This window comes from Anabaena sp. AL09, from assembly GCF_001672255.1.
GTDB classification, from domain to species: domain Bacteria; phylum Cyanobacteriota; class Cyanobacteriia; order Cyanobacteriales; family Nostocaceae; genus Dolichospermum; species Dolichospermum lemmermannii.
On the sequence record NZ_LJOQ01000039.1, the window covers coordinates 1 to 21107 of the forward strand.

22 protein-coding genes, 1 other RNA gene and 3 pseudogenes are annotated in these 21107 nt (G+C 38.8%); 14 read left to right on the forward strand and 12 right to left on the reverse strand.

Going from position 1 to position 21107, the window contains the following annotated elements; translation table 11 throughout:
- Positions 1 to 335: 335 nt before the first annotated feature.
- From AN490_RS07345 to AN490_RS07355, 3 genes are all read right to left on the reverse strand, one after another.
- The gene (locus tag AN490_RS07345; RefSeq protein ID WP_300001309.1) at positions 336 to 737 is read right to left on the reverse strand and encodes a phasin family protein; all 402 of its coding nucleotides are present in this window, start codon (positions 735 to 737) and stop codon (positions 336 to 338) included.
- A gap of 25 nt (positions 738 to 762) precedes the next feature.
- An RNA gene (gene ffs / locus AN490_RS07350) (signal recognition particle sRNA small type) lies at positions 763 to 859 on the reverse strand.
- 37 nt (positions 860 to 896) lie between these two features.
- Complete coding sequence (locus tag AN490_RS07355; RefSeq protein WP_300001311.1) at positions 897 to 1163, reverse strand: YciI family protein; 267 nt, start codon at positions 1161 to 1163, stop codon at positions 897 to 899.
- Positions 1164 to 1263: 100 nt separating this feature from the next.
- Between AN490_RS07355 and AN490_RS07360 the strand changes: the two are divergent.
- From AN490_RS07360 to AN490_RS07380, 5 genes and pseudogenes are all read left to right on the forward strand, one after another.
- Positions 1264 to 1428 (forward strand): annotated as a pseudogene (locus AN490_RS07360) (ATP-binding protein); the annotation flags it as partial.
- Positions 1429 to 1848: 420 nt separating this feature from the next.
- Entirely contained in the window at positions 1849 to 2634 is a 786-nt protein-coding gene (locus AN490_RS07365; RefSeq protein ID WP_300001313.1) for a peptidoglycan-binding protein, read from the forward strand.
- 88 nt (positions 2635 to 2722) lie between these two features.
- Positions 2723 to 3091 (forward strand): hypothetical protein, encoded by a 369-nt coding sequence (locus AN490_RS07370; protein WP_300001315.1) that lies wholly within the window; start codon positions 2723 to 2725, stop codon positions 3089 to 3091.
- A gap of 77 nt (positions 3092 to 3168) precedes the next feature.
- Complete coding sequence (locus AN490_RS07375) at positions 3169 to 3672, forward strand: hypothetical protein (protein WP_300001317.1); 504 nt, start codon at positions 3169 to 3171, stop codon at positions 3670 to 3672.
- Positions 3673 to 3685: 13 nt separating this feature from the next.
- Positions 3686 to 3937, forward strand: coding sequence for a glycoside hydrolase family protein (locus AN490_RS07380; protein ID WP_366925027.1), 252 nt, complete (start codon positions 3686 to 3688; stop codon positions 3935 to 3937).
- Here the strand turns inward: AN490_RS07380 and AN490_RS07385 are convergent.
- Positions 3912 to 5129 carry a ribulose bisphosphate carboxylase small subunit gene (locus AN490_RS07385; protein ID WP_300001319.1) on the reverse strand — a complete coding sequence of 406 codons (1218 nt, stop codon included), beginning with the start codon at positions 5127 to 5129 and terminating at the stop codon, positions 3912 to 3914. The genes AN490_RS07380 and AN490_RS07385 overlap by 26 nt on opposite strands.
- A 33-nt stretch (positions 5130 to 5162) precedes the next feature.
- On the opposite strand from AN490_RS07385, the gene AN490_RS07390 reads away from it, so the two are divergent.
- Complete coding sequence (locus AN490_RS07390) at positions 5163 to 5324, forward strand: hypothetical protein (protein WP_300001321.1); 162 nt, start codon at positions 5163 to 5165, stop codon at positions 5322 to 5324.
- 59 nt (positions 5325 to 5383) lie between these two features.
- On the opposite strand, the gene AN490_RS07395 is transcribed toward AN490_RS07390, so the two are convergent.
- Complete coding sequence (locus tag AN490_RS07395; RefSeq protein WP_300001323.1) at positions 5384 to 6820, reverse strand: BCD family MFS transporter; 1437 nt, start codon at positions 6818 to 6820, stop codon at positions 5384 to 5386.
- Between the two features lie 126 nt (positions 6821 to 6946).
- Here AN490_RS07395 and AN490_RS07400 point away from each other — a divergent pair, with 126 nt between their 5' ends.
- Positions 6947 to 7477: a GNAT family N-acetyltransferase gene (locus AN490_RS07400; RefSeq protein ID WP_300001325.1), complete on the forward strand. Its 531-nt coding sequence runs from the start codon at positions 6947 to 6949 to the stop codon at positions 7475 to 7477.
- A 12-nt stretch (positions 7478 to 7489) separates the two neighbouring features.
- Here the strand turns inward: AN490_RS07400 and AN490_RS07405 are convergent, their stop codons facing one another.
- From AN490_RS07405 to AN490_RS07420, 4 genes and pseudogenes are all read right to left on the reverse strand, one after another.
- Positions 7490 to 7717 carry a type II toxin-antitoxin system Phd/YefM family antitoxin gene (locus AN490_RS07405; protein ID WP_148765920.1) on the reverse strand — a complete coding sequence of 76 codons (228 nt, stop codon included), beginning with the start codon at positions 7715 to 7717 and terminating at the stop codon, positions 7490 to 7492.
- A 282-nt stretch (positions 7718 to 7999) separates the two neighbouring features.
- Positions 8000 to 8329 carry a ribulose bisphosphate carboxylase small subunit gene (locus AN490_RS07410; RefSeq protein WP_015079281.1) on the reverse strand — a complete coding sequence of 110 codons (330 nt, stop codon included), beginning with the start codon at positions 8327 to 8329 and terminating at the stop codon, positions 8000 to 8002.
- A gap of 45 nt (positions 8330 to 8374) precedes the next feature.
- Positions 8375 to 8804: pseudogene (locus AN490_RS07415) on the reverse strand (chaperonin family protein RbcX).
- A 70-nt stretch (positions 8805 to 8874) separates the two neighbouring features.
- A complete protein-coding gene (locus AN490_RS07420) occupies positions 8875 to 10305 on the reverse strand; it encodes a form I ribulose bisphosphate carboxylase large subunit (RefSeq protein ID WP_015079279.1) in 1431 nt (476 codons plus the stop codon).
- 711 nt (positions 10306 to 11016) lie between these two features.
- Between AN490_RS07420 and AN490_RS07425 the strand changes: the two genes are divergently transcribed.
- The 4 genes and pseudogenes from AN490_RS07425 (at position 11017) to panB (ending at position 12659) form a co-directional block, all read left to right on the forward strand.
- Positions 11017 to 11247 carry a hypothetical protein gene (locus AN490_RS07425; RefSeq protein WP_148767172.1) on the forward strand — a complete coding sequence of 77 codons (231 nt, stop codon included), beginning with the start codon at positions 11017 to 11019 and terminating at the stop codon, positions 11245 to 11247.
- A complete protein-coding gene (locus tag AN490_RS07430; protein WP_213717939.1) occupies positions 11228 to 11509 on the forward strand; it encodes a type II toxin-antitoxin system YafQ family toxin in 282 nt (93 codons plus the stop codon). Before AN490_RS07425 ends, AN490_RS07430 begins: the two co-directional genes overlap by 20 nt.
- A gap of 191 nt (positions 11510 to 11700) precedes the next feature.
- Positions 11701 to 11831 (forward strand): annotated as a pseudogene (locus AN490_RS07435) (transcriptional regulator); the annotation flags it as partial.
- Positions 11832 to 11885: 54 nt separating this feature from the next.
- A complete protein-coding gene (gene panB / locus AN490_RS07440; RefSeq protein ID WP_168633971.1) occupies positions 11886 to 12659 on the forward strand; it encodes a 3-methyl-2-oxobutanoate hydroxymethyltransferase in 774 nt (257 codons plus the stop codon).
- Between the two features lie 33 nt (positions 12660 to 12692).
- On the opposite strand, the gene AN490_RS07445 is transcribed toward panB, so the two are convergent.
- From AN490_RS07445 to AN490_RS07455, 3 genes are all read right to left on the reverse strand, one after another.
- Positions 12693 to 13031: a hypothetical protein gene (locus AN490_RS07445; protein WP_300001336.1), complete on the reverse strand. Its 339-nt coding sequence runs from the start codon at positions 13029 to 13031 to the stop codon at positions 12693 to 12695.
- Positions 13032 to 13306: 275 nt separating this feature from the next.
- A complete protein-coding gene (locus AN490_RS07450; protein WP_300001338.1) occupies positions 13307 to 14269 on the reverse strand; it encodes a DUF1517 domain-containing protein in 963 nt (320 codons plus the stop codon).
- A gap of 306 nt (positions 14270 to 14575) precedes the next feature.
- A complete protein-coding gene (locus AN490_RS07455; RefSeq protein WP_300001340.1) occupies positions 14576 to 14980 on the reverse strand; it encodes a hypothetical protein in 405 nt (134 codons plus the stop codon).
- 423 nt (positions 14981 to 15403) lie between these two features.
- Here AN490_RS07455 and AN490_RS07460 point away from each other — a divergent pair, with 423 nt between their 5' ends.
- The 3 genes from AN490_RS07460 (at position 15404) to AN490_RS07470 (ending at position 21077) form a co-directional block, all read left to right on the forward strand.
- A complete protein-coding gene (locus tag AN490_RS07460; RefSeq protein ID WP_300001342.1) occupies positions 15404 to 16708 on the forward strand; it encodes an efflux RND transporter periplasmic adaptor subunit in 1305 nt (434 codons plus the stop codon).
- Positions 16709 to 16779: 71 nt separating this feature from the next.
- A complete protein-coding gene (locus tag AN490_RS07465; RefSeq protein WP_300001344.1) occupies positions 16780 to 19947 on the forward strand; it encodes an efflux RND transporter permease subunit in 3168 nt (1055 codons plus the stop codon).
- 203 nt (positions 19948 to 20150) lie between these two features.
- Positions 20151 to 21077: an AAA family ATPase gene (locus AN490_RS07470; RefSeq protein ID WP_300001346.1), complete on the forward strand. Its 927-nt coding sequence runs from the start codon at positions 20151 to 20153 to the stop codon at positions 21075 to 21077.
- The last annotated feature ends 30 nt before the right edge of the window (positions 21078 to 21107 follow it).

The following is a 21107-nucleotide window of genomic DNA, read 5'->3' on the forward strand; positions in this document are numbered from 1 at the left end:
CAAGGTGTTATGACCTAGATAACGTTTACTCATGTTTTGAGTGGTTTGGTTCACATAAACTACAGATTACTCCGTTTATTTATGCTCTCTATCATGTCAATCACTCCGAGGAAGAACTGCTCTACTTCGTCAGCCACGGTTTCGATCATGTCTATTAAGTCTTTTTGCCACTCTTCCATAACTTATACTCTCAAAGGCTAAAAACATGATGCTAGACGCCGTCTGACTGAAAGTTATAGAGTCTACGGTTAGTAATTGCAAGTAAAACCATCTTGGGTATAGCGTCATTTTTCTAGAATTAAAAGTTACTGATACCCAAGGTGAAAATTTTATCTTTACGGTTTGCGTTGCAGCCGTTTTAACTCTTCCTGTAGTTCTAGCACTTGATCGCGGAGATGATCTACGTTATCGCCATTTTCTTTATTTTCTTTTTTCGCCTCTTTCACACTAGGCTCTTCGTCATCATCTATGATATTTATCCGACGAGGTTCGGAAGGGGGTGTTTTTTCAGGCGTTTGTCCAGAAGTTGGTTGCTGTTGGGCTTGCTTCATCATATCTTCAACGAAGCGACGAGCCTCTTCTGTGTTCATCTCGCCTTTAGCCACCATTTCATCTGCTAATTTTTGGACTTGCGATCGCAGTTCGGCTAATTTTCCGCCAGCTTTTTCGCCAGCGTAAGAAGCTAACCCAACGCCGATATAAAAAGCTTTTTGTACAATATCTCCAAAACCAGGCATTGCTGCTGAAAGCTCCTACAAATAAGGCGACCCGGAGACTACGCCTACCACAAGCATCCCTTATTGCTGCTACCTTCCGATCCTGACAAGATTTGGGCGTTGAAGTCGCATAGATCCAGGTCTTCAATCATCATAACACTAAAATTCAAAATTTGTATGTTATTCCACAACAATTCGCCATTCAAATAGTTCGTAGTTAACACAATCGTTCTGTACCAAGGGATCAGCCAATACTATTGCTTGTGCTTCATCCATTGATGCCGCCTCAAATAACATCATTCCACCACCTTTTTGCCCCCAATAACCTGTTTTAGCTTTGTGTCCTTTAGTAATCAACTCTTGAACATAGGCTCTGTGGGCAGGTACATATTGGTCAAAGGTGGGTTTATCAACCTTACCAGTTTCAATTTTAACAAACCAAGGCATACGCAAATGGATTCTAGATTTGTAATCTCTTGTTTTCTAGCTTAATCCTATCATTTTCTGTATAATTACTGAAATAGTGATTATTTTCAGGCAATTTACCATGAAACTGGACATAAAAAGGTTTTTTCAGGCTTGCAACCCTTCTAAGACGTTAGTAATGGGGAAAGCTGAAGATAGACAATATTATATTGATTTTTCTGAAGTTCGTGGTGCAAAAGTCATTGATCAATTAAGACGGGCGATCGCTAGAATATCACCTGAAGATCGCAAATCAAATATTAAAGGATTATTTACACAATCCGAGTGTGGGTTTGAGTGAGGAGGATAAGCACTTGTGTGATGGTGTGTGAAATTGTCTGAATCAGGATTTCCAGGATTAAAGGATTGACAGGATTTGATTTTTGGTGGGATATGTGGGTTTTTTAATGATAGGAAATTGTCTGAATCAGGATTTTCAGGATGACAGGATTTTCAGGATTTGATTTTTGGTGGGATGTGGGGTTTATTTACCAGTTATTTGTAAAGTTTTTAAAATTCAGTTGAATTAACTAGCCATGACTGTAATAATACTATTATTGCTAAAAACAGACCACTAGTAAATGTTAGAAGAGGTAAACAGCAAATTTAACACTTGCTTTTTCCTTAATTACCAAACTGATTAAATCAATGTCACCAGGATATAATCATGCCTAGCAAATTAAATCTCGATAGCAACGAAACTCTCAAACAAGGTGCGAAAGGACAAAAAGTTCAACAACTACAAGAAATCTTAACAGCACTCAATCTAAATCCAGGAACAATAGATGGTGATTTTGGTAATAACACTCTCAAAGCTGTCAAACAATTTCAAAGTCAAAAAGGACTTGAAGCAGATGGTGTAGTCGGAAAAAAAACTCAAGATGCTTTAAATGATGCTCTTGGACAAGCAACAACAAGCGCACCATCATCTATATCATCCCCAACTTCTAGCGTTCCCACAAAAGGTTTTGGTGGGATAACTGGAAAACTACCACTTCCAGCAATTCCTCTAATTAAAGAATTTGAAGGTTGTTATTTAAAGGCTTATCCAGATCCTCTGAGTGGTAATTTACCTATCACTATTGGTTACGGTTCCACTAAAAAAAGAGATGGTAGTAACTGGAAATTAGGTGAAAGTATCACTCAACAAGAAGCAGATGATTTATTAATGATTCAGCTAGAGAATAGCTATCTACCACCTCTGCAAAAAATTCCGGTTTGGAATGAATTAAATGCCAATCAACAAGGTGCTTTATTAAGCTTTGGTTATAACTTGGGTGCTAGTTTTTATGGTAATTCCAATTTCTCAAGCATGACTAGAGTTTTGAGAGACAAAAAGTGGGATGAAATTGAAGAAACTTTTCTAAAATATAGAAATCCTGGTAGCAATGTAGAAGCAGGATTGAAACGGAGAAGACAAGCAGAAGCTAAACTATTTTTAACTCCTGTTTAGTTAATAATTGCTGAATAATTGTCTCTACTAATCGTCGTTTTGCCTTTGGATCAATAGACTGGAAAACGCTAAAATTAAGGAGATTACCATGAAAAAGCTGCATAAATTACTGATGACCAGCACTACCATAGTGTGTATATTTGGGTGTAATATTTACAGCACTCCTGTTGCAGCCAAGCCAAATTATATAGGAAGTTGGTACAATGTGGGACTTAGTAATGAATACATTTCTAGATATAGAGTCTTTCAGAAAGATGGTCAAGTTCATGATTACCAAAAGCTGAAAACTGGTCTAATTGGCTCATCATATAAATGGGATTATCGAGTTCTTTCAAATAGTTCCATCAGAGTTTTCAGTTTATTAAAAGAGACTTGTGTGGTAACTAAGGTCAATGAAATGCAGTGCTATTCTGATGGGGATAGCCTCGGTGATTTGGGACTTTACATAAAAACGTAGTATAATATGAGCGATCGCTATCAAAAATTATCCGGTTTAGCCTTTAACTATTTATTCACGTTATTCACGACATTACCATGAATCACTTATCTAAACTCATCATCGCTGCTACAACCATAGGATCATTTCTTAGCCTTCCTCTGGGTGAAACGGTGGTTCAAGCTCAAGATGTAGCAGTTCTTCAGTGCGTTCAACAATATACAAATTTAGGTGTTTCTCCAGACGCAGCATTAGCACAGTGCCAAAAAACTAATATAGCCGAGTGTGTTCAAAATTTGATAAGTAGAAAATATATTGCTAAGTCAGTTTCCCAATCTAATGAACGTTACTTAGTTGATTTGGGAGACAGTGATACAAGATGGCTAGAGGGTAAAAGCTGGAGAGATAAAGGATGTAGCGCCCACACAGAAGGTCCATATAAAAGACAAAGTGACAATCGGCGCGAGTTTGGGGGTAGACGTTCCTACGAGTGGTTTAGACAGGGTTGGTGTTCACAACCACAAATAGAGTTGGAGCAAAATTACTCTGTTGATGAAGCAAAAACACTTTGTGAATTAGGTTTACAGCCAAATAGAAAATAGCTATCTACCACCTATGCAAAAAATTCCGGTTTGGAATGAATTAAACGCCAATCAACAGGGGGCTTTATTAAGCTTTGGTTATAACTTGGGTGCTAACTTCTATGGTAGTTCCAACTTCTCAAGTATGACTAGAGTTTTGAGAGATAAAAAGTGGGATGAAATTGAAGAAACTTTTCTAAAATACAGAAATCCTGGTAGCAATGTAGAAGCAGGATTGAAACGGAGAAGACAAGCAGAAGCTAAACTATTTTTAACTCCTGTTTAGTTAATAATTGTCGTTTTGCTTGTGGATCAATTCCTACTAAACGCACATATTCACCGCTATATTCAGATAAACAAGCTTCTAAGGTAGAAATAGCATCGGAATGGGCATCAATTTGAAAAGAACCACAACTTTGCCAAGAACCTGTGCGAAAACGTCTTTCATCAATGTGTTCAATACCAATTTTATAACCTTGAGATAAAATTTGGCGAACTTGTTCTTGAGTTTCTAAACTTAAATAAGTCGGTTGATTAATCACAGGTTTACTCACGGGAATTTCCGCAATAGGTGAAGTTGCTTGAGAAGTTTTACCGCGATTTAAACGATTATATTCATCCACTAAATGAGAAGTTTCCACCCGTTTTTGTTCACCTACCATAAATTTACCCGCCTCAATTAAATGAGAGAGAGTAAAATCTGGCTTTTTAAATGCTGGTGGACCCTCCAAACTATTGACAACTCGCAAAGAGACATTTTCAAAACCAATTTGATGGATAAAATGACGGATTTGTTCATCATAAATCCGAGAACGCAAAGCACTAAAAAAGTCAATAGATTGATGAGGAAAAGTATCAACAAATTGTGCAATTTCTCTTTGTGAAAGACCATCTTCTGCAAAAATTCCTCCCACAATTCCTACCTTATCATCCCGGTTCGGTTCCCAGTAAAATTTGTCCATTCTCCCATCACGAATTAATGGTGCATAGAGAGTAGAAAAATCATTTCCGGTGACAATAATCGGGACACGACATAAAGGATTGGAATCATAACTTCCCGGTAATTGCACATCTGTGGGATTATCAGCAATATTCATCAATGTGGCATTTACCAACTGAGTATTTACTGTATATTGAGTTCCTTCATCAAAACGTCCTGCACCCGCATCTAAATCATTAATCATCAGTACGCACATTTTCCCCCGCACTTTGATTAATTCTGCTGTTTCCCGATAACGTAACCGAATTAACCGCGCAGGATCTCCCGCGTCTGGACTTTCTAATTCTCCTCCAGATATCAAGGTGACTTCGATACCCATTTTCTCAAAAACTAACTCGCATTGAAAAGTTTTTCCCTCACCTTTGCGGCCATGAATTCCTAAAATCAGGGGAACTCGAATCCCAGGAATATTTAAGAAATTTTTGGTGATATGAACTGCAAGTTTATCAAGAAAACTAGGCGCAATGTAGTAACTCATAGAATGTATCCCTGGTTAGTTATCAGTTGTCAGTTGTCAGTAGGGGCGAAGCATTTGGAAGATAAATTATCGGTCATTGCCAAAAATAGTTCTCCAAATGCTTCGCCCGTACAGGTCATTGCCAAAAATAGTTCTCCAAATGCTTCGCCCGTACAGTTGTTAGTTGTTAGTAGGGGCGAAGCATTTGGAAGATAAATTATTGGTCATTGCCAAAAATAGTTCTCCAAATGCTTCGCCCGTACAGTTGTTAGTTGTTAATTATCTAAGTCACTTTCGAGAACAGAGGCTAAAACTTGTCTGGTATTAGTTTGAAATTCTTTGACATTCACACGATTCAAAAACCAAATTGATAGTAACATTCCTAAAGCTTCTAAGGCAAATACCAAACCATAAGCTAATACTAAATTATCTGGTAAAAACTTACGTCCCAAATCTAAAACTGTACCACCAATTACCGTAGCAATGCCTCTAGATAAAGATTGGGCAAGTCCCCAAGCACCAATAAATGTACCTGCGGCTTCGGCAATTGTTAAGTCTAACATTAAAGTTACTGCTGCGGTGGTCACAAAACCAGTAGCTAAACCAAATAAAACTAAAGTTGATTTTAGTAGAGATGGATTTGCAGAAAATCCCGAAAAACCTATTAATAAAGCGGCAAATGCTACTAAAATACAACCTAATTTGATAGTTCGAGCTTTACCTAAACGGGGAACAATGAAAAAACCCGTGATACCATAGGAAATTAATATCCCTGTCCCGTAAAAAACGTTGAGTTTGGTACTTTCTGCTAAGGGCATTTTAAATACTTGCCCCGCATAAGGTTCTAAAATGGGATCTTGCATAAACAAGCTAATAGTCATCACTAATAAAAAGGTGAAAAACAAGCCTGTTTGTGGACTAGCTGTTAAAATTTTCCAAGCACCTTTTAAGGTTATACCATCTTCCCGATTTCCTTTATTGGCACGATTCAAGAAACGGGAATATTTGTTTTCAACCCCTGCAGTTGCCACAATTGCTAAACTAAAAACGATGCTGGGAACAATTATAAATAAACGATTAATTGCCGCTTGTAAAGTTTCTATGGGTGCGTTTGCATCTAATTGTTTTAATAAGCTAGAACTGATAATTGCTCCAACTATAATCCCTACCATTAACATTGACCAAACAATACCGACAACTTGAGAACGGTTGTCTTCTTCGGAGATATCCACTAATAAAGCTGCAAATGCTGTACCACTAGCGCAAATCGCTAAACCGTAAATTGCGAACACTAAACCGAGAACTGCCGTCCAACCGATGGTTTGGGTAGTCCATGTCCAAGTATCAGCAATATTAGCGGCATTTAACTGCCACATTACTTGTACCGCAAAAAATGCTGCGATCGCAAATATTCCTGCTCCTCCCCACACATAAGCCGTGCGATGATAACCTAATAAGGGTTTAGCATCGGACATTTGCCCAAATAAAATCCTTGTGGGGGCGATAAAATAAGGTATTGCTAATACTAAGCTGCCTATAGTTGCCGGAATGGCGATTTCCTGAATCATGACGCGGTTAAGTACCCCCAGAGTCAAGATAGCCATCATACTCAACCCCATTTGAAACAGTCCTAGCCGGAACATGGTCAAAATATCGACTTTGGGGATAGATAAGGATTGATTTGCGGTGTCAAATGTATCATCCATTGCCATAGCTGCTTTTTTTGTATTGTTTACCAGATACAGAAATCAAATATGAGTCCTATGTTATCTCAATTAAATGGTAAATTAATTTTGGCAATGTTCACAGTTAATTTTTATTAGAATACAATTCTCACCATGAATGATTCATCAATTACCATTACTAAGTTATTAGATTCTGATTTAGAAGAACTGAGAAAAGTCAGTCAAGAAATTTGGTATAGCCACTATTCTTCAATTCTCAGCACTGAACAAATCGAGTATATGCTAACTAAAATGTATGGAACAGGAGTAATTGAAGATGAAATTTATAGTAAAGGGATATTTTATGATCAAGTTTTGCATAATTCTAAATTAGTTGGTTATTTATCATACAGTTCAGAAATCATAGATAATATTAGTTATTTGAAATTACATAAATGTTATTTATTGTCATCTTTGCATGGTTTTGGCTATGGTCAAAAGATGTTATTTCATATTTATCAAAAAGCGCAAGCAATGAACTTGAAACAAATAATTCTGAATGTTAATAAAAGGAATGAAAAAGGAATTAAAGCTTATTCTCGATTTGGTTTTAGAATTATTGATAGTCAGGTAATAAATTTTGGTAGTGGCTTTGTTTTGGATGACTATATAATGGGTTACGAGCTTGATACAGTCGCTCATTGATTGCTAATTGCTTCATTCCATATACTCCTTCAACTCTTCCAGAGGTTCATCAAAATCATCAGACATTTTGATCATTCCTTTAGCACTACCAAATTTAGGACGAATTTTCACGGGTAATACAGGAATTAACTTCACCACAGGTTGATTATCTTTCATGATGATAATTTCATCACCACCAAGTGCTGCTTCAATTAAATCAGATAAGTGTTGAGATGCTTCGTTAACAGTAATTTGTTGCATAATTACCACCTTTAGCCTTTTGTGTGTGCGACTCAACCGACAATTCTATTCTCCATCAAAAACTAAAAAAAGGGTATTGCTGAATCAAAGAATGAAACTCACCGATAGCCTGAGTGGCGTAACCATGGTTAATTTTGAAAACTCTTACCTTTGCGTCTTTGCTCCTTTGTGCCTTTGCGCGAAACATAATTCATAAAGCCATTATGTAACGCTAAAAAAAAGAGAGATAGAAAACTCTACCTCTCTTTTTAATTGATCAAATAACTATGAGCTAATTAGCTCTTAGTATCTGCTGGGTTTGTGAACAAGGAAGCTCATAACTTGACACTGCTTGATGTTGTCAAAACCAACAACACGAATGTAGCAGTTACCATACTGAGAACGGCAACCTTGAACTTCGCTCAATACTTCTTGAGTAGTTTTAGCACCGAACAAAGGCAACTTCCACATTGTCCAATAAAGTTCTGTAGGTTCAGAAGTTTCGTTGAATTCAATTGCAGGAATGAAACCTTGTGTGATGATGTACTGAACTTGCTTGGCGATTTGCGCGTCAGACAAAGGGGGAAGGTAAGAAAGGGTTTCGTAACGACGCTCTTTAGGTAAAGTTTGCATAGTTTTTGATAAGTGGGGGAGATTTTTTATGACTTGGTTGACTGACTAATTGGATAAATTATCCAAATTAGCAATAGCTACGCCACGCAGGCTATCAGATATTGTCTGTCTTTGGTATTTCGAGGCTGGGACTTGATAAACTTAGTTGCGTAATGCGTTCGAGATGCTGGCGACGCTGTTCCATATTGGCTTGCTGAATGCCAGTTATCACCATTTCTGGTAAAAACTCTGTCACTTCCGCCGCTATGTGTTCCCTGACAGTCATAATCCGCAAAGCCAGATCTGACTTGACTAGAAACAGTTCCTCAATATATGCTTCTCCGTCTTGGATTTTGCCAGCGGAGAAGTTTTGCAACCAATGTGCTAGAGGAGGATTTGTTTCGCCTAGCTGTGCCAATACAGTCCTTAGCGCCTGATAAGTCAGGTAGCTTTGGAGAGTTTTGGCTGTGTCTTTCGCAATTTGCTTTAAATCCATGCTTGACCCAGCCCTTTAGATTTTTAGATTTTGGATTGTATATGAATCCAAAATCCCAAATCCTCAATTATCAGACGGTATCCATTGCTTCAAACTCGAACTTAATTTCTTTCCACAGTTCGCAAGCAACAGCCAACTCAGGAGACCACTTAGCAGCTTCGCGGATAATATCGTTACCTTCACGAGCCAAGTTGCGACCTTCGTTACGAGCTTGAACAACTGCTTCTAGAGCTACGCGGTTAGCTGTAGCACCAGGAGCGTTACCCCAAGGATGTCCGAGAGTACCACCACCGAATTGGAGTACGGAGTCATCACCAAAGATTTCTACCAACGCGGGCATATGCCATACGTGGATACCACCGGAAGCAACGGCCATTACACCGGGTAAAGAAGCCCAGTCTTGGGTAAAGTAAATACCACGAGACTTGTCTTGTTCGATGTAGTTTTCACGCAATAGGTCAACGAAGCCCATGGTGATTCCCCGTTCACCTTCTAACTTACCAACTACTGTACCGGTGTGAATGTGGTCACCACCAGACAAGCGGAGAGCTTTAGCTAATACGCGGAAGTGGATACCGTGGTTCTTCTGACGGTCAATTACAGCGTGCATAGCCCGGTGAATGTGCAACAGAATACCGTTATCACGACACCAGCGAGACAATGTGGTGTTAGCGGTGAAACCTGCGGTCAGGTAATCGTGCATGATGATGGGCTGCTTGAGTTCTTTAGCGTACTCAGCCCGTTGGATCATTTGTTCGCAGGTAGGAGCGGTAACGTTCAGGTAGTGACCCTTGATTTCGCCTGTTTCTGCTTGTGCTTTGTTGATAGCTTCAGATACAAACAAGAAGCGATCGCGCCATCTTTGGAAAGGAGCAGAGTTGATGTTTTCGTCGTCTTTGGTGAAGTCCAAACCACCACGTAAACATTCGTAAACTGCGCGTCCGTAGTTCTTAGCGGAAAGACCTAATTTGGGCTTGATTGTACAACCCAACAGAGGACGACCATACTTATTCAATTTGTCGCGTTCAACTTGAATACCGTGAGGAGGTCCTTGGAAAGTCTTGATGTAAGCTACAGGGAAACGAATGTCTTCCAAACGTAATGCCCGTAAAGCTTTAAAACCAAATACGTTACCGACGATGGAGGTTAGTACGTTGGTGATAGAACCTTCTTCAAACAAGTCCAAGGGATAAGCAACATAACAAATATATTGGTTATCTTCACCGGGAACTGGTTCGATGTCATAACAACGACCTTTGTAGCGATCTAGGTCGGTGAGCAAGTCTGTCCATACTGTTGTCCATGTACCAGTAGAAGACTCAGCAGCTACAGCCGCACCAGCTTCTTCAGGAGGAACTCCGGGTTGGGGGGTCATCCGGAAAGCTGCTAATAAATCTGTATCTTTAGGAGTGTAATCAGGTGTGTAATAAGTTAGTCTGTAATCTTGAACCCCAGCTTTATACCCAGACTTAGCCTGAGTCTTAGTTTGCGCGTAAGACATATTTTTCTTCCAAGAAGTCTTTCTTTTTACTATCAAATCACGTTATGTGCCACTTCTTCTCATTCCTACTCTTAATTCATTCTTAATGAGATTATAAGTTTTGCTTATAGTTAGGGGCGATCAATTTCTATGGTGAGAGTATTACTCCTGCACGAATTAAGTTGCGGTAATTGCTACTGCAACAAATTGTTTACCAGTTATTTTTCGTCCCAAGAATACAAAATCCTTTCATCTTGAGTTTGCATACCCTACTAAACTGGCTTGATTCAGCCGTCTGCGGATTTTTGCCTGAAAGCCGCATTCCAGACAGAAGACTGGTTTGCTGCAACTCTCTTTTTTCCTGATGTCTTTACCTAAAGCGGGTAAAGATTGATCACGAGGCATTTTCATTCTCAGACAGGTTTAGTCAGGGGATGAGCAAGAAAAGAAGAAACTGCACATCACGGAATTTGTAGCTTACCCCACAATATATCAATAATTCAATAAGTTATTTTGCAAATTTTGTTAATTGATATATTTAAATTTGTTATTACATAAAGATCTAACATTTTGTGAAGATTTGTTTACAATTGTGTATATCTCAAGTAAATAGCCATAACCCAACAAATGCGTCGGGTTGCGCTGTCGCTTAACCCGACCTACAAAAAATGGACAAGGTATTGCTCAATGGGAGATAATATAGAAACAGAGAGTTGTTTTAGAGGAGATTCTATGATGACGTTACAAGAAATTATTACTTCTATTGAAAGTTTACCTACAGAAGATAGAGAGTATTTATTTGAGTTTCTTCAAAAGCAACGAATTGAGAAAAAGCGGGCTGAAATTTTAACTAATGCTCAGGAAGTTAAGCAAGCTTTTAAAGATGGTACAGCAAAGAGGGGAAGCGTTGATGATTTAATCGCTGATTTACTAGGAGATGATGTTGGAAGTTGTCTGGAGTAGTGGATTTAATCGGTCTTTTAGGAAGATTACCAAGAAAACCCCGCAATTAAAAAATCAAATTGTTAATGTATTAAGGCTTTTGGCTGATGATCCCTTTACACCGTCTTTGAAGTCTCATAAGTTAGGAGGAAATTTAGCGGGTTTATGGTCTTGTTCTGTTGCTTATGATTGTAGAATTATCTTTAATTTCTCTGAAGATGAAGAGTTATTAGAAATGGTTATTTTATTGATAGATATTGGCAGTCATGATGAAGTTTATTAAATGGTAAAATTTAGGCTGAGACTTTGCATTTAAAGATTAAAATAGCCTAACCAATTAAATGAATATGCAAAAATAATATCAAGCTGGATATACTTAACTAAATGCGTGCAAACTTACTGGGATTAATAGCTTTACCAAGCATAGTCACATCAGCTATAGCCCAAAAGGTTGATAATACAGACAAAAATCCCAGTCCCCAAGGATTAATTTGGGCGGGAATGCCAAATCAATTGTTAGTGATTAACCAAAAAGTGGTATTGTATTAAGGTCTGTAACTCCCCTGCGCGGACGTAACGTGACATCAGTTAAATTTGCCAGAGATTGACAATTATCAGTTGACAATTAACAATTGACAATTATCAATTATCAATTATTTATGGCAGTTACTACCCAACAATTAACTCAATGGAAACAACAGGGAAGGGCGATTGTTGCGTTAACTGCCTGGGATTATGCGATCGCTCAACTTTTGGATCTAGCTGGTGTAGACTTGATCTTAGTTGGTGATTCTCTTGCCGTCGTCCTTGGTTATGAAACTACCTTACCAATAACTTTAGATGAAATGATCCATCATGCTAAAGCTGTGCGGCGTGGGGTCAAAAATGCTTTAATGGTAGTTGATTTACCATTTTTGACCTATCAAGAAAGTATTTCCCAAGCTATGCACTCCGCCGGTAGAGTGTTGAAAGAAACGGGGGCGCAAGCGGTGAAATTAGAAGGTGGCTATCCCGCAATGGTGGAAACCATTACCCGGTTAGTGCAGTCGGGGATTCCGGTTATGGGTCATGTGGGATTAACACCCCAGTCAATTCATCAATTAGGGTTACGACAACAGGGAAAAACCCAGGAAGAAGGTGAGAGAATTTTTCATGAAGCGATCGCTCTCGAACAAGCCGGGGTTTTTGCTATAGTATTAGAACACATTCCTGCAAAACTAGCACTGCAAATTACACAAAAACTCCGTATTCCTACCATCGGCATCGGTGCAGGTTCTAGCTGTGATGGTCAAGTGTTAGTCACTTCTGACATTCTCGGACTTTCGGAAAAACAACCACCATTCGCTAAAGTTTATACAAACTTACGAGAAACAATTACCAAAGCTGTCCAAGATTACGCTGTGGAAGTGCGAGAAGGACAGTTTCCTAAATAGTTAATATTCTAGGAAGAATAGCTTTATGAAAGGCTATTCATTCCGAGATTCTTGATTGATTTTGTTTTTTTCTTCCCTCGACTCAACAGATTTCATCATTGCCTCATGAACTGCCTTCTGTGCTTCAATTTGACTCCTAATGGACTGTTTTTTTCGCTCTAAGGTAACTCGTTCCTGAATACCTTTTGCCGCTAACTGGATATTTTCTTCTATTGGTACACCTTCTGCTGTCACCATTGGCGCATACCATGTAGCTTCTGAATCAGGAGTACGACGACTAACCAGAATATCTAAAGCCTCCAAATCATCACGGTTTCTGCGGACATAAGCTTTTAATTCAGACCTCGACATTTGAGCAAAATTAGGTTTCATCAATAAACCTCCAATTTCCTTCAGGAAAGATTAAAATCTCCATTTCATCGCCTGCTGTGAATGTATACATATCCCTTAATTTCATTAAACCGAATTAAGTGAATGTCTAGAAAGCTGTTAGAGACCATCTGGCAAACCCTGAGACAGGTTAGGGCTTGTACAGCAGTAGGATTAAAAATGGTAGTTTCCTCAATTGTGACATAAATAATCTTAAAACGAATGTCGCAATTTTCGATTACAAGTCACTTCTAACTGTTTTGGTCCCTAAACCTCAATTAAACCAATTTCAAATCAGGATATTCCGCAAATAAATCATCTGATGTTAGGGTATCCTCTGACGCTTGGGGAGTCCACAAAACTTCAATTGCTAACAGTTGTTCACCACCAAGACTACCAATTTGACGTAAAGCTTGACGCAAATCATCAGCATTATTAATAGCGGGAATTTCACATTTACCCAAAGTTGCTGCTAATAAAGTGACAATAATATATTCTCCCGGCCCTTCACTAATCAAACGAGTCGGGTTATCAATTTCACCAGGTAAAGCTTCCTGACAAACAGCCTTGAGTTGATTATTCACATTAGAAAGAGTTTCTTCGCTAAATTTACTGCGTTCGGCTAAAGATAACCGATTAAATTGGGACTCTGCGGAATTTAACTTTGCTTGTTGAGTTCCACCACCTGCATATACCCAATATTCAGGGTGACGCAATAAAGCCAAACTAGCTTCTTGTAAAACTTCGCTTCTTCCCGCTGGGCTATTGGTATCAGCAGTTTCCGCAATTCGATTGAGTTCGGGTTGTAAATCTCTTGCTTGGGCTAGTAAACCAACTTGTAACCGGGTGACAGACACCGAAGGGTTGCTACTATAGCTGACTTCTTCCGTTTCTCCACTGGTAACACGGCGAAATGTTTGGACTAAAAAATTCGCCATGGCAAAAAAGATCAAAATCCCAAACAACCCGCCAAAACCGCCACCAAAACCCCATAAGGGCAAAAGAAACGGAAATCCGAAACCACCGCCATAGGGAGCATAGTAGCCGCCATTACCGGGCATACTTGTCCGGGGTGTGTAGGTACGGCTAGAAGGCATTCTAAAAGAACCACCACCAATTCTGCCACCACTGCGGGCTGCTAAGGCATCATTAGCATGACTGAACGCCAAAGTTAGCACTAAGCTAAGAATAAAGGCGGTTTTAAATAGGGGTTTGAGGAATCCTTGTAGTTTTTTACTCATAAGACATTTATTGTGACAACTGTATTTTTATGATGACTTCCCCTGTTTTGAAGAAGTAACGCTGTCTCTAATCTACCGTGTCTTATCTTTATTAGGGAGGAAATAGGGAGGGATTTCTAGAGTTGATAACCGTACTCAGTCAATTTCTCCAACAAAATCTTTCATCAAATCTCACAATTCAATCTTATCAATCATAATTTATTGAGTTTTTGAAAAAATTGGTGATTGTTTTTCTCTTTTTATTACCAGTTGCAAAAACTCAGATTTCTCACAACTGAAATAATTTACTATTACCAATTTTGAACTTTATTTATGACTGTCAAGTAAATCATGGTGAGAAAAAATTCCCTTCAATTTTAAATTAGTGAAGACATTTATAGAATTTACTAACTCTCGTTGTTGAGAACTTAAATTTATTGCTTCTAAAGCTTGATCAATATTATTACCGTTATGTAATTTGTGAGCAAGCAAGTTACGTTGAGATAAATCTAAAATTGCGGCAATTTCTTTATTTCGACGCTGACGAATCCCCTGTAGTTCTTGATTTTCTTGGGGAGTAAAATCATATTCAGATAATTTGATATTATCCCTAATTTCTCCAGAGTTAGTAAAAAAGTGATCTGCGAAAGCAAAAGGAACTTCCCAGGAGAAAAAGACAACAGCAAAAATAAGAGCCAAAGTCAAGAACCGTTGTATCAATTTATTAACCATGTTGATTTTGATGTTAATAACAGCTTAAATTAAATTCTAACCAGGGAAAGAGTAGCCTAGACAATTTTCCTATTTCTGGGTACGACTTGCCAAAGAGAAACAAACATTGATCAGCATTTATTCAATAGAACAAACTTACTAGTCATTAAATGGCATAAATCCTGAGTTCAAGACAGTGACAAGGAAATCAGGCTGTTTCTATATTCGAGGTGAGCTAAAACAGATAATGTTTTCTCTATGACTAAATTCAGAAATTGATCATCAAGATAATTATTTTGCCGATAGATTGTAAAAAAATGTAAAGCCTGTATATTTAAATTAGATAATACATATTTTTGCCAGTTCATCATAAATTAGAAGTTTCAAAATTCATATCATACACATAGATTTTTAACTATTCATTCCGTCAACTTGTTATCAGCCATGACATTACCTGAGCCTCAAACCGATATTAAAGACATTTCTGCGTCACCTCCCAAGTCAAATCGGTGGCTGCGGTTGGTATTAGCCGCACTGTTATTGATTGGGGGTGTCAGCGGGATAGCGTGGAAATTGCTAAATCCTGAAAAACCAACTCCAGCAGTTGCTAATGCGCCACCTCCAGGGGTTAAAGTTAAACTATCACCAGTGCAAACAGGTACAGTTGAAGATAGTACGGAATATATAGCCAGTTTAGAATCGCGGCGTTCAGTCAATCTCCAACCGCGAATTCAAGGACAAGTTTCCCAAATATTCGTCAAATCAGGAGATTTAGTTACCTCCGGGACTGCGATTCTGCAAATAGATTCTCAACAACAACAAGCCGCACTTAGTAGTTTATCTGCTGCTGGTCGAGGTTCACAAGCGCAACTAGAAAATGTTCGCGCTACTCTTAAATCTTTGCAAGCAGAACGGTTAGCAAATATCGCAGATGTGCGCTTAAACCAACAAGATTATAATCGCTATTCTCAATTAGCCGCACAAGGGGCTGTATCTCGTCAAACTCAAGATTTATATGCTAACAAACTGGCGACAGCAAAAGCCCAACTAGGGGCGATAGATTCCCGCATTCAAGCTCAAATGGCTACCATATCCCAGGTAGAAAAATCCTTAGTCCAAGCTGATGCCAATATTAAACAACAACAAATTCAACTTCAGTATTACACAATTACTGCTCCCTTCACTGGAACTGTTGGTGATATTCCCGTTAAAGTAGGGGATGTTGTGAATACTTCCACACCATTAGCAACTATTACCCAAAACCGACCTTTGGACGTTAAAATTCCTGTCCCTTTGGAAAAAGGTACACAATTACGTCCAGGATTACCAGTTGAATTAATTAACGCTCAGGGTAAAATCATTGGCAATAGTAGTATATTCTTTATTTCTCCCAATATTACAAATAACTCTCAATCAATATTAGTTAAGGCACTTTATAACAATGACAATGGGCAACTACGAGCCGATCAATTAATTCGGGCTAAAGTGATTTGGAATCAACGTTCTGGCGTGCTAGTTCCCACAACAGCAATATCTCGAATTGCTGGGGAAACCTTTGTATTTGTAGCCGAAACTGGAAAATCTCCTCAAGGTGTTTCTCAATTAATAGCTAAACAAAAACAGGTGAAGTTAGGCAAGATTAAAGCTAATGATTATCAAGTAATTGAGGGATTACAAAAAGATGAAAAATTGATAATTTCAGGAATACAAAATCTCCGAGACGGACTGCCAATAATTCCTGAAAATTGATAATAGCAAGATCCCCGACTTCTTGAAGAAGTTGGGGATCTTTTTAATCACCAATTACCAATCACCAATTTATGTTTGTTAACTTCTTTATTAAACGACCTGTATTTACCAGCGTCTGCGCTATTATCATTTTACTTGTTGGTGCAATCAGTATTCCCACATTGCCTACAGCCCAGTATCCAGAAATTAGTCCCACGCAGATTATCGTCAATTCTAATTATGTTGGTGCTAGTGCGGAAATTGTTGAAAGTACGGTTACAACGATTTTAGAGCGACAAATTAACGGTGTCGAAGGCATTAAATACATGACTTCGAGTAGTAGTAATGATGGCAGTAGTACGATTACTGTCACATTTGATGCTTCGCGGGACAAGGATATTGCTGCCGTTGATGTGCAAAACCGTGTTACTTCCGCTCAACCGCAGTTACCAGAATCGGTGAAGCAAACGGGAGTAACTGTGAGTAAACAGTCTAACAATATTTTGTTAGCGATCGGTTTGTTTAGTGATAATAAAGCCTTAAATAATGTCTTTTTAAGTAATTATGCAGATTTATATCTGGTAGATGCCCTCAAGCGGATTAAAGGTGTCAGTGAGGCGCGGATTTTTGGGGAACGCCGCTATGCAATGCGCCTATGGCTTGACCCGAATAAATTGGCTAGTCGGAATTTAACTACTGGTGATGTTATTGATGCCCTGAATGAACAAAACCTACAGGTAGGTGCGGGACAAATTGGACAACAGCCAGCCGTAGATGGTCAAATGTATCAAATTGACTTGAGGGCAGTTAGTAGGCTGACGGAAGTTGAGGAATTTGACAATGTGGTCATTAAAACTGCTGGTGACGGTAGTTTGATTAAGTTAAAAGATGTGGGAAGGGCGGAATTGGGAGCGCAAAACTATAGCTCATTTCTGCGGTTTAAGGGGAATGAGGGTGTGGGACTGGGGATATTTCCGGCACCAGGAAGTAATGTTTTGGACGTGGCTAATTTAGTCAAAAAGGAAATAGCGCAATTGTCGCAAAGCTTTCCGCCAGGGATGAAATATCAAGTGGCATTTGACACCACTACGATTGTAGAGGAATCTTTGGCAGAAGTGATAAAAACTCTTTTAGAAGCGATCGCTCTGGTAATTCTCGTCATCTTTATTTTCCTACAAGATTGGCGCACAACTCTCATCCCTACCATCACCATTCCTCTATCCTTAATTGGTACTTTTGCCTTTGTCAAAGCCTTTGGATTTTCTATCAACATCTTGACCATGTTTGGTTTAACCCTGTCCACTGGTATGGGAGTTGATGACGCAATCATTGTGGTAGAAAATATCTCCCGCTTAATTCAAGAAGAAGGAATGTCAGCCCGTCAAGCTGCTTTAATCTCCATGCAAGAGCTATTTGGGGCTGTAATTGCGACTTCTTTAGTATTAATGGCGGTATTTGTCCCTGTCGCCTTTTTCCCTGGATCAACTGGAGAAATTTACAAACAATTTGCCCTGACAATTGCCTTTTCTATCGCCATTTCCACATTTTTGGCTCTCACCCTCACCCCTTCTCTTTCCGCCTTGTTATTACGGCAAAGACCCGCACCTAGAGGGATTTTGGGTTGGGTATTTGGTAGAATTAATTGGTTTTTAGAAGCCATGAGACGCGGATATGAGCGCTCTTTAAAATTTTTGGTAAAAATAAAAGCGATTGTTCTCCTCTTATTTATCGGTTTATTAGGTGTCACAGCTTGGCTGTACATGACCGTACCCACCGCATTTCTCCCCGACGAAGACCAAGGTTATTTCATTACCATTATCCAAGGGCCAGAAGGTTCTTCACTCAAATACACCAGTAAAGTCATGAGTGAGGTAGAAACAAAGATATTAAAATTACCAGAAGTTACAGGAACATTTGCGATCGGTGGTTTTGGTTTTAGTGGTAATACTGCTAACAGTGGCATAATTTTCACAACTCTCAAATCCTGGGACGAACGTAAACAACCAAATCAATCAGTCCAAGCGATTATTGGTAATTTAAGAAAAAGCTTTTCAGGAATTACCGAAGCTAGAGTTTTCCCGGTTAATCCCCCCGCAATTCGCGGTTTAGGTAGTTTTAGTGGTTTCCAATTTCAGTTACAAGATATAGCGGGAACTAACAGCTTAAATTCCATGCTGCAAACCGTTGGTCAGTTCATGATGCAGGGAAATCAAACCCCTGGACTACAAGCTGTATTTAGCACCTTTACCGCCAATACACCGCAAATCTTAATTGAAGTTGACCGGAATAAAGCGAAATCTCTGCAAGTTTCCATTGACGATATTTTTAAAACCCTGCAAACTTATTTGGGTTCACGATATGTCAATGATTTTAATTTTCTGTCTCGCACATATCGGGTATATATCCAAGCAGATGCTCAGTTTCGTTCCAATCCTGATGATATTGGTTTATTAAATGTGCGTTCTCAGACTAATCAGATGATTCCTCTGAGTAGTTTAGTGAAATTAACGCCCACAACAGGAGCGCAAACTATTAATCATTATAACTTATTGCGTTCTATTGAAATTAACGGTTCTGCTGCTCCTGGTACTAGTTCTGGACAAGCAACTTTGGCTATGGAAAAACTAGCTAAAAAGATATTACCCACAAGCATGGGATATGAATGGTCAGGTATTGTGGCTGAGGAAAAACAATCCGGTGGACAAGCGCCAATCATTTTTGGTTTAGGCTTACTTTTCGTCTTTTTAGTCTTAGCTGCTCAATATGAAAATTATGTTGATCCTTTAATTATTATGTTGTCAGTTCCCTTAGCTATTATGGGAGCTTTAGCATCACAATCATTAAGGGGTTTAAATAATGATGTATTTTGCCAAGTTGGGTTAGTCATGTTAATTGGTTTAGCCAGTAAAAACGCAATTTTAATTGTCGAATTTGCTAACCAGTTGCAAGAACAGCAAGGTTTATCAATTACCAAAGCAGCGGTAGAAGCAGCACAAGGTCGTTTACGTCCAATTCTCATGACTGCTTTTTCGACTTTGTTGGGAATTTTTCCCCTAGCAACTGCTACAGGTGCGGGTGCTGCGAGTCGTCAATCTTTAGGTACTGCTGTATTTGGGGGAATGTTTGTAGCGACTTTCTTGAGTTTGTTTATTGTGCCAATTCTCTATATCATCATTGGCAAAATTCGTCAACGTTTACAACCAGTTCATCATGCTCCCCATTTAGAAGTGCGTGAAGAAGATCATGTTTCAATAAGATAGCATTCTCTCGTTCCTAGTCTAGAACACCGTAAGGGCGAAGCATTCGGGCGATAACCTATCGTTCAAACCATTGATTTTCTGTCCGAATGCTTCGCCCCTACTAATTGATAAGTAAGAAAAATATATCAGACCTATAAAGATTATGTTCTTTTATATTTCCCAACTCCAGGCTATCATCAAAATCATAAGCAAAGGTGATAGTCATGACCGAACAGATATTAGAAAAACAAATAGATCACAATAACGGAATTGATTTAGAAGCAGCTTTCCGAGAATCTCATATTCAAGAAATTTTGGATAAGTTAGACCAGGAGTTAGTCGGGTTAAAGTCCGTCAAAAACAAAATTAGAGAAATGGCGGCTTTGTTATTGGTTGACCGTATTCGTAAAAGCTTAGGTTTGAATGCAGGTGCGCCCAGTTTGCACATGACATTTTTAGGTAATCCTGGCATGGGTAAAACCACCGTAGCAATGCGAATGGCAGAAATCCTCTACCGACTGGAATATATCCGTAAAGAAAATGTCATGTTGGTGACGCGAGATGATTTGGTGGGACAAGGTATGGGGCAAACTGCACCCAAAACCAGGGAAGTATTAAATAATGCCATGGGCGGAGTTTTATTAGTTGACGAAGCCTATACTTTATACCGTCCAGATTATCCTGGGGATTTTGGTTTAGAAGCCATAGAAATTCTCATGCAGGTCATGGAAAACCAAAGAGATGATTTGGTCGTTATTCTTGCTGGTTATAAAGACCAGATGGACAGATTTTTTCATAGTAATCCAGGGATGAATTCCCGCATTGGATTACATATTGAATTTAACGATTATGGTGTTGATAGTTTAATGACTATTGCCCAATCTATAGTCACAGCCCAAAACTATTGCTTTAGTCCAGATGCCGAAAAAGCCTTCCGCGAATATTTAATTAAACGGAAGACGATGCCCCATTTTGCCAATGCTAGAAGTGTGCGTAATGCTATAGATAGAGCGCGGTTACGTCAAGCAAATCGGTTATTAAGTAGTGGTAAACTGTTAAATAAGCAGGATTTAATTACCATTGAAGCAGTAGATATTCTCGCTAGTCGAGTATTTAGAGAAGGTGTTCCTGATTGCGAAACTGAAAGTTGATTAAATTCAGATTTTCAGATCCCCGACTTC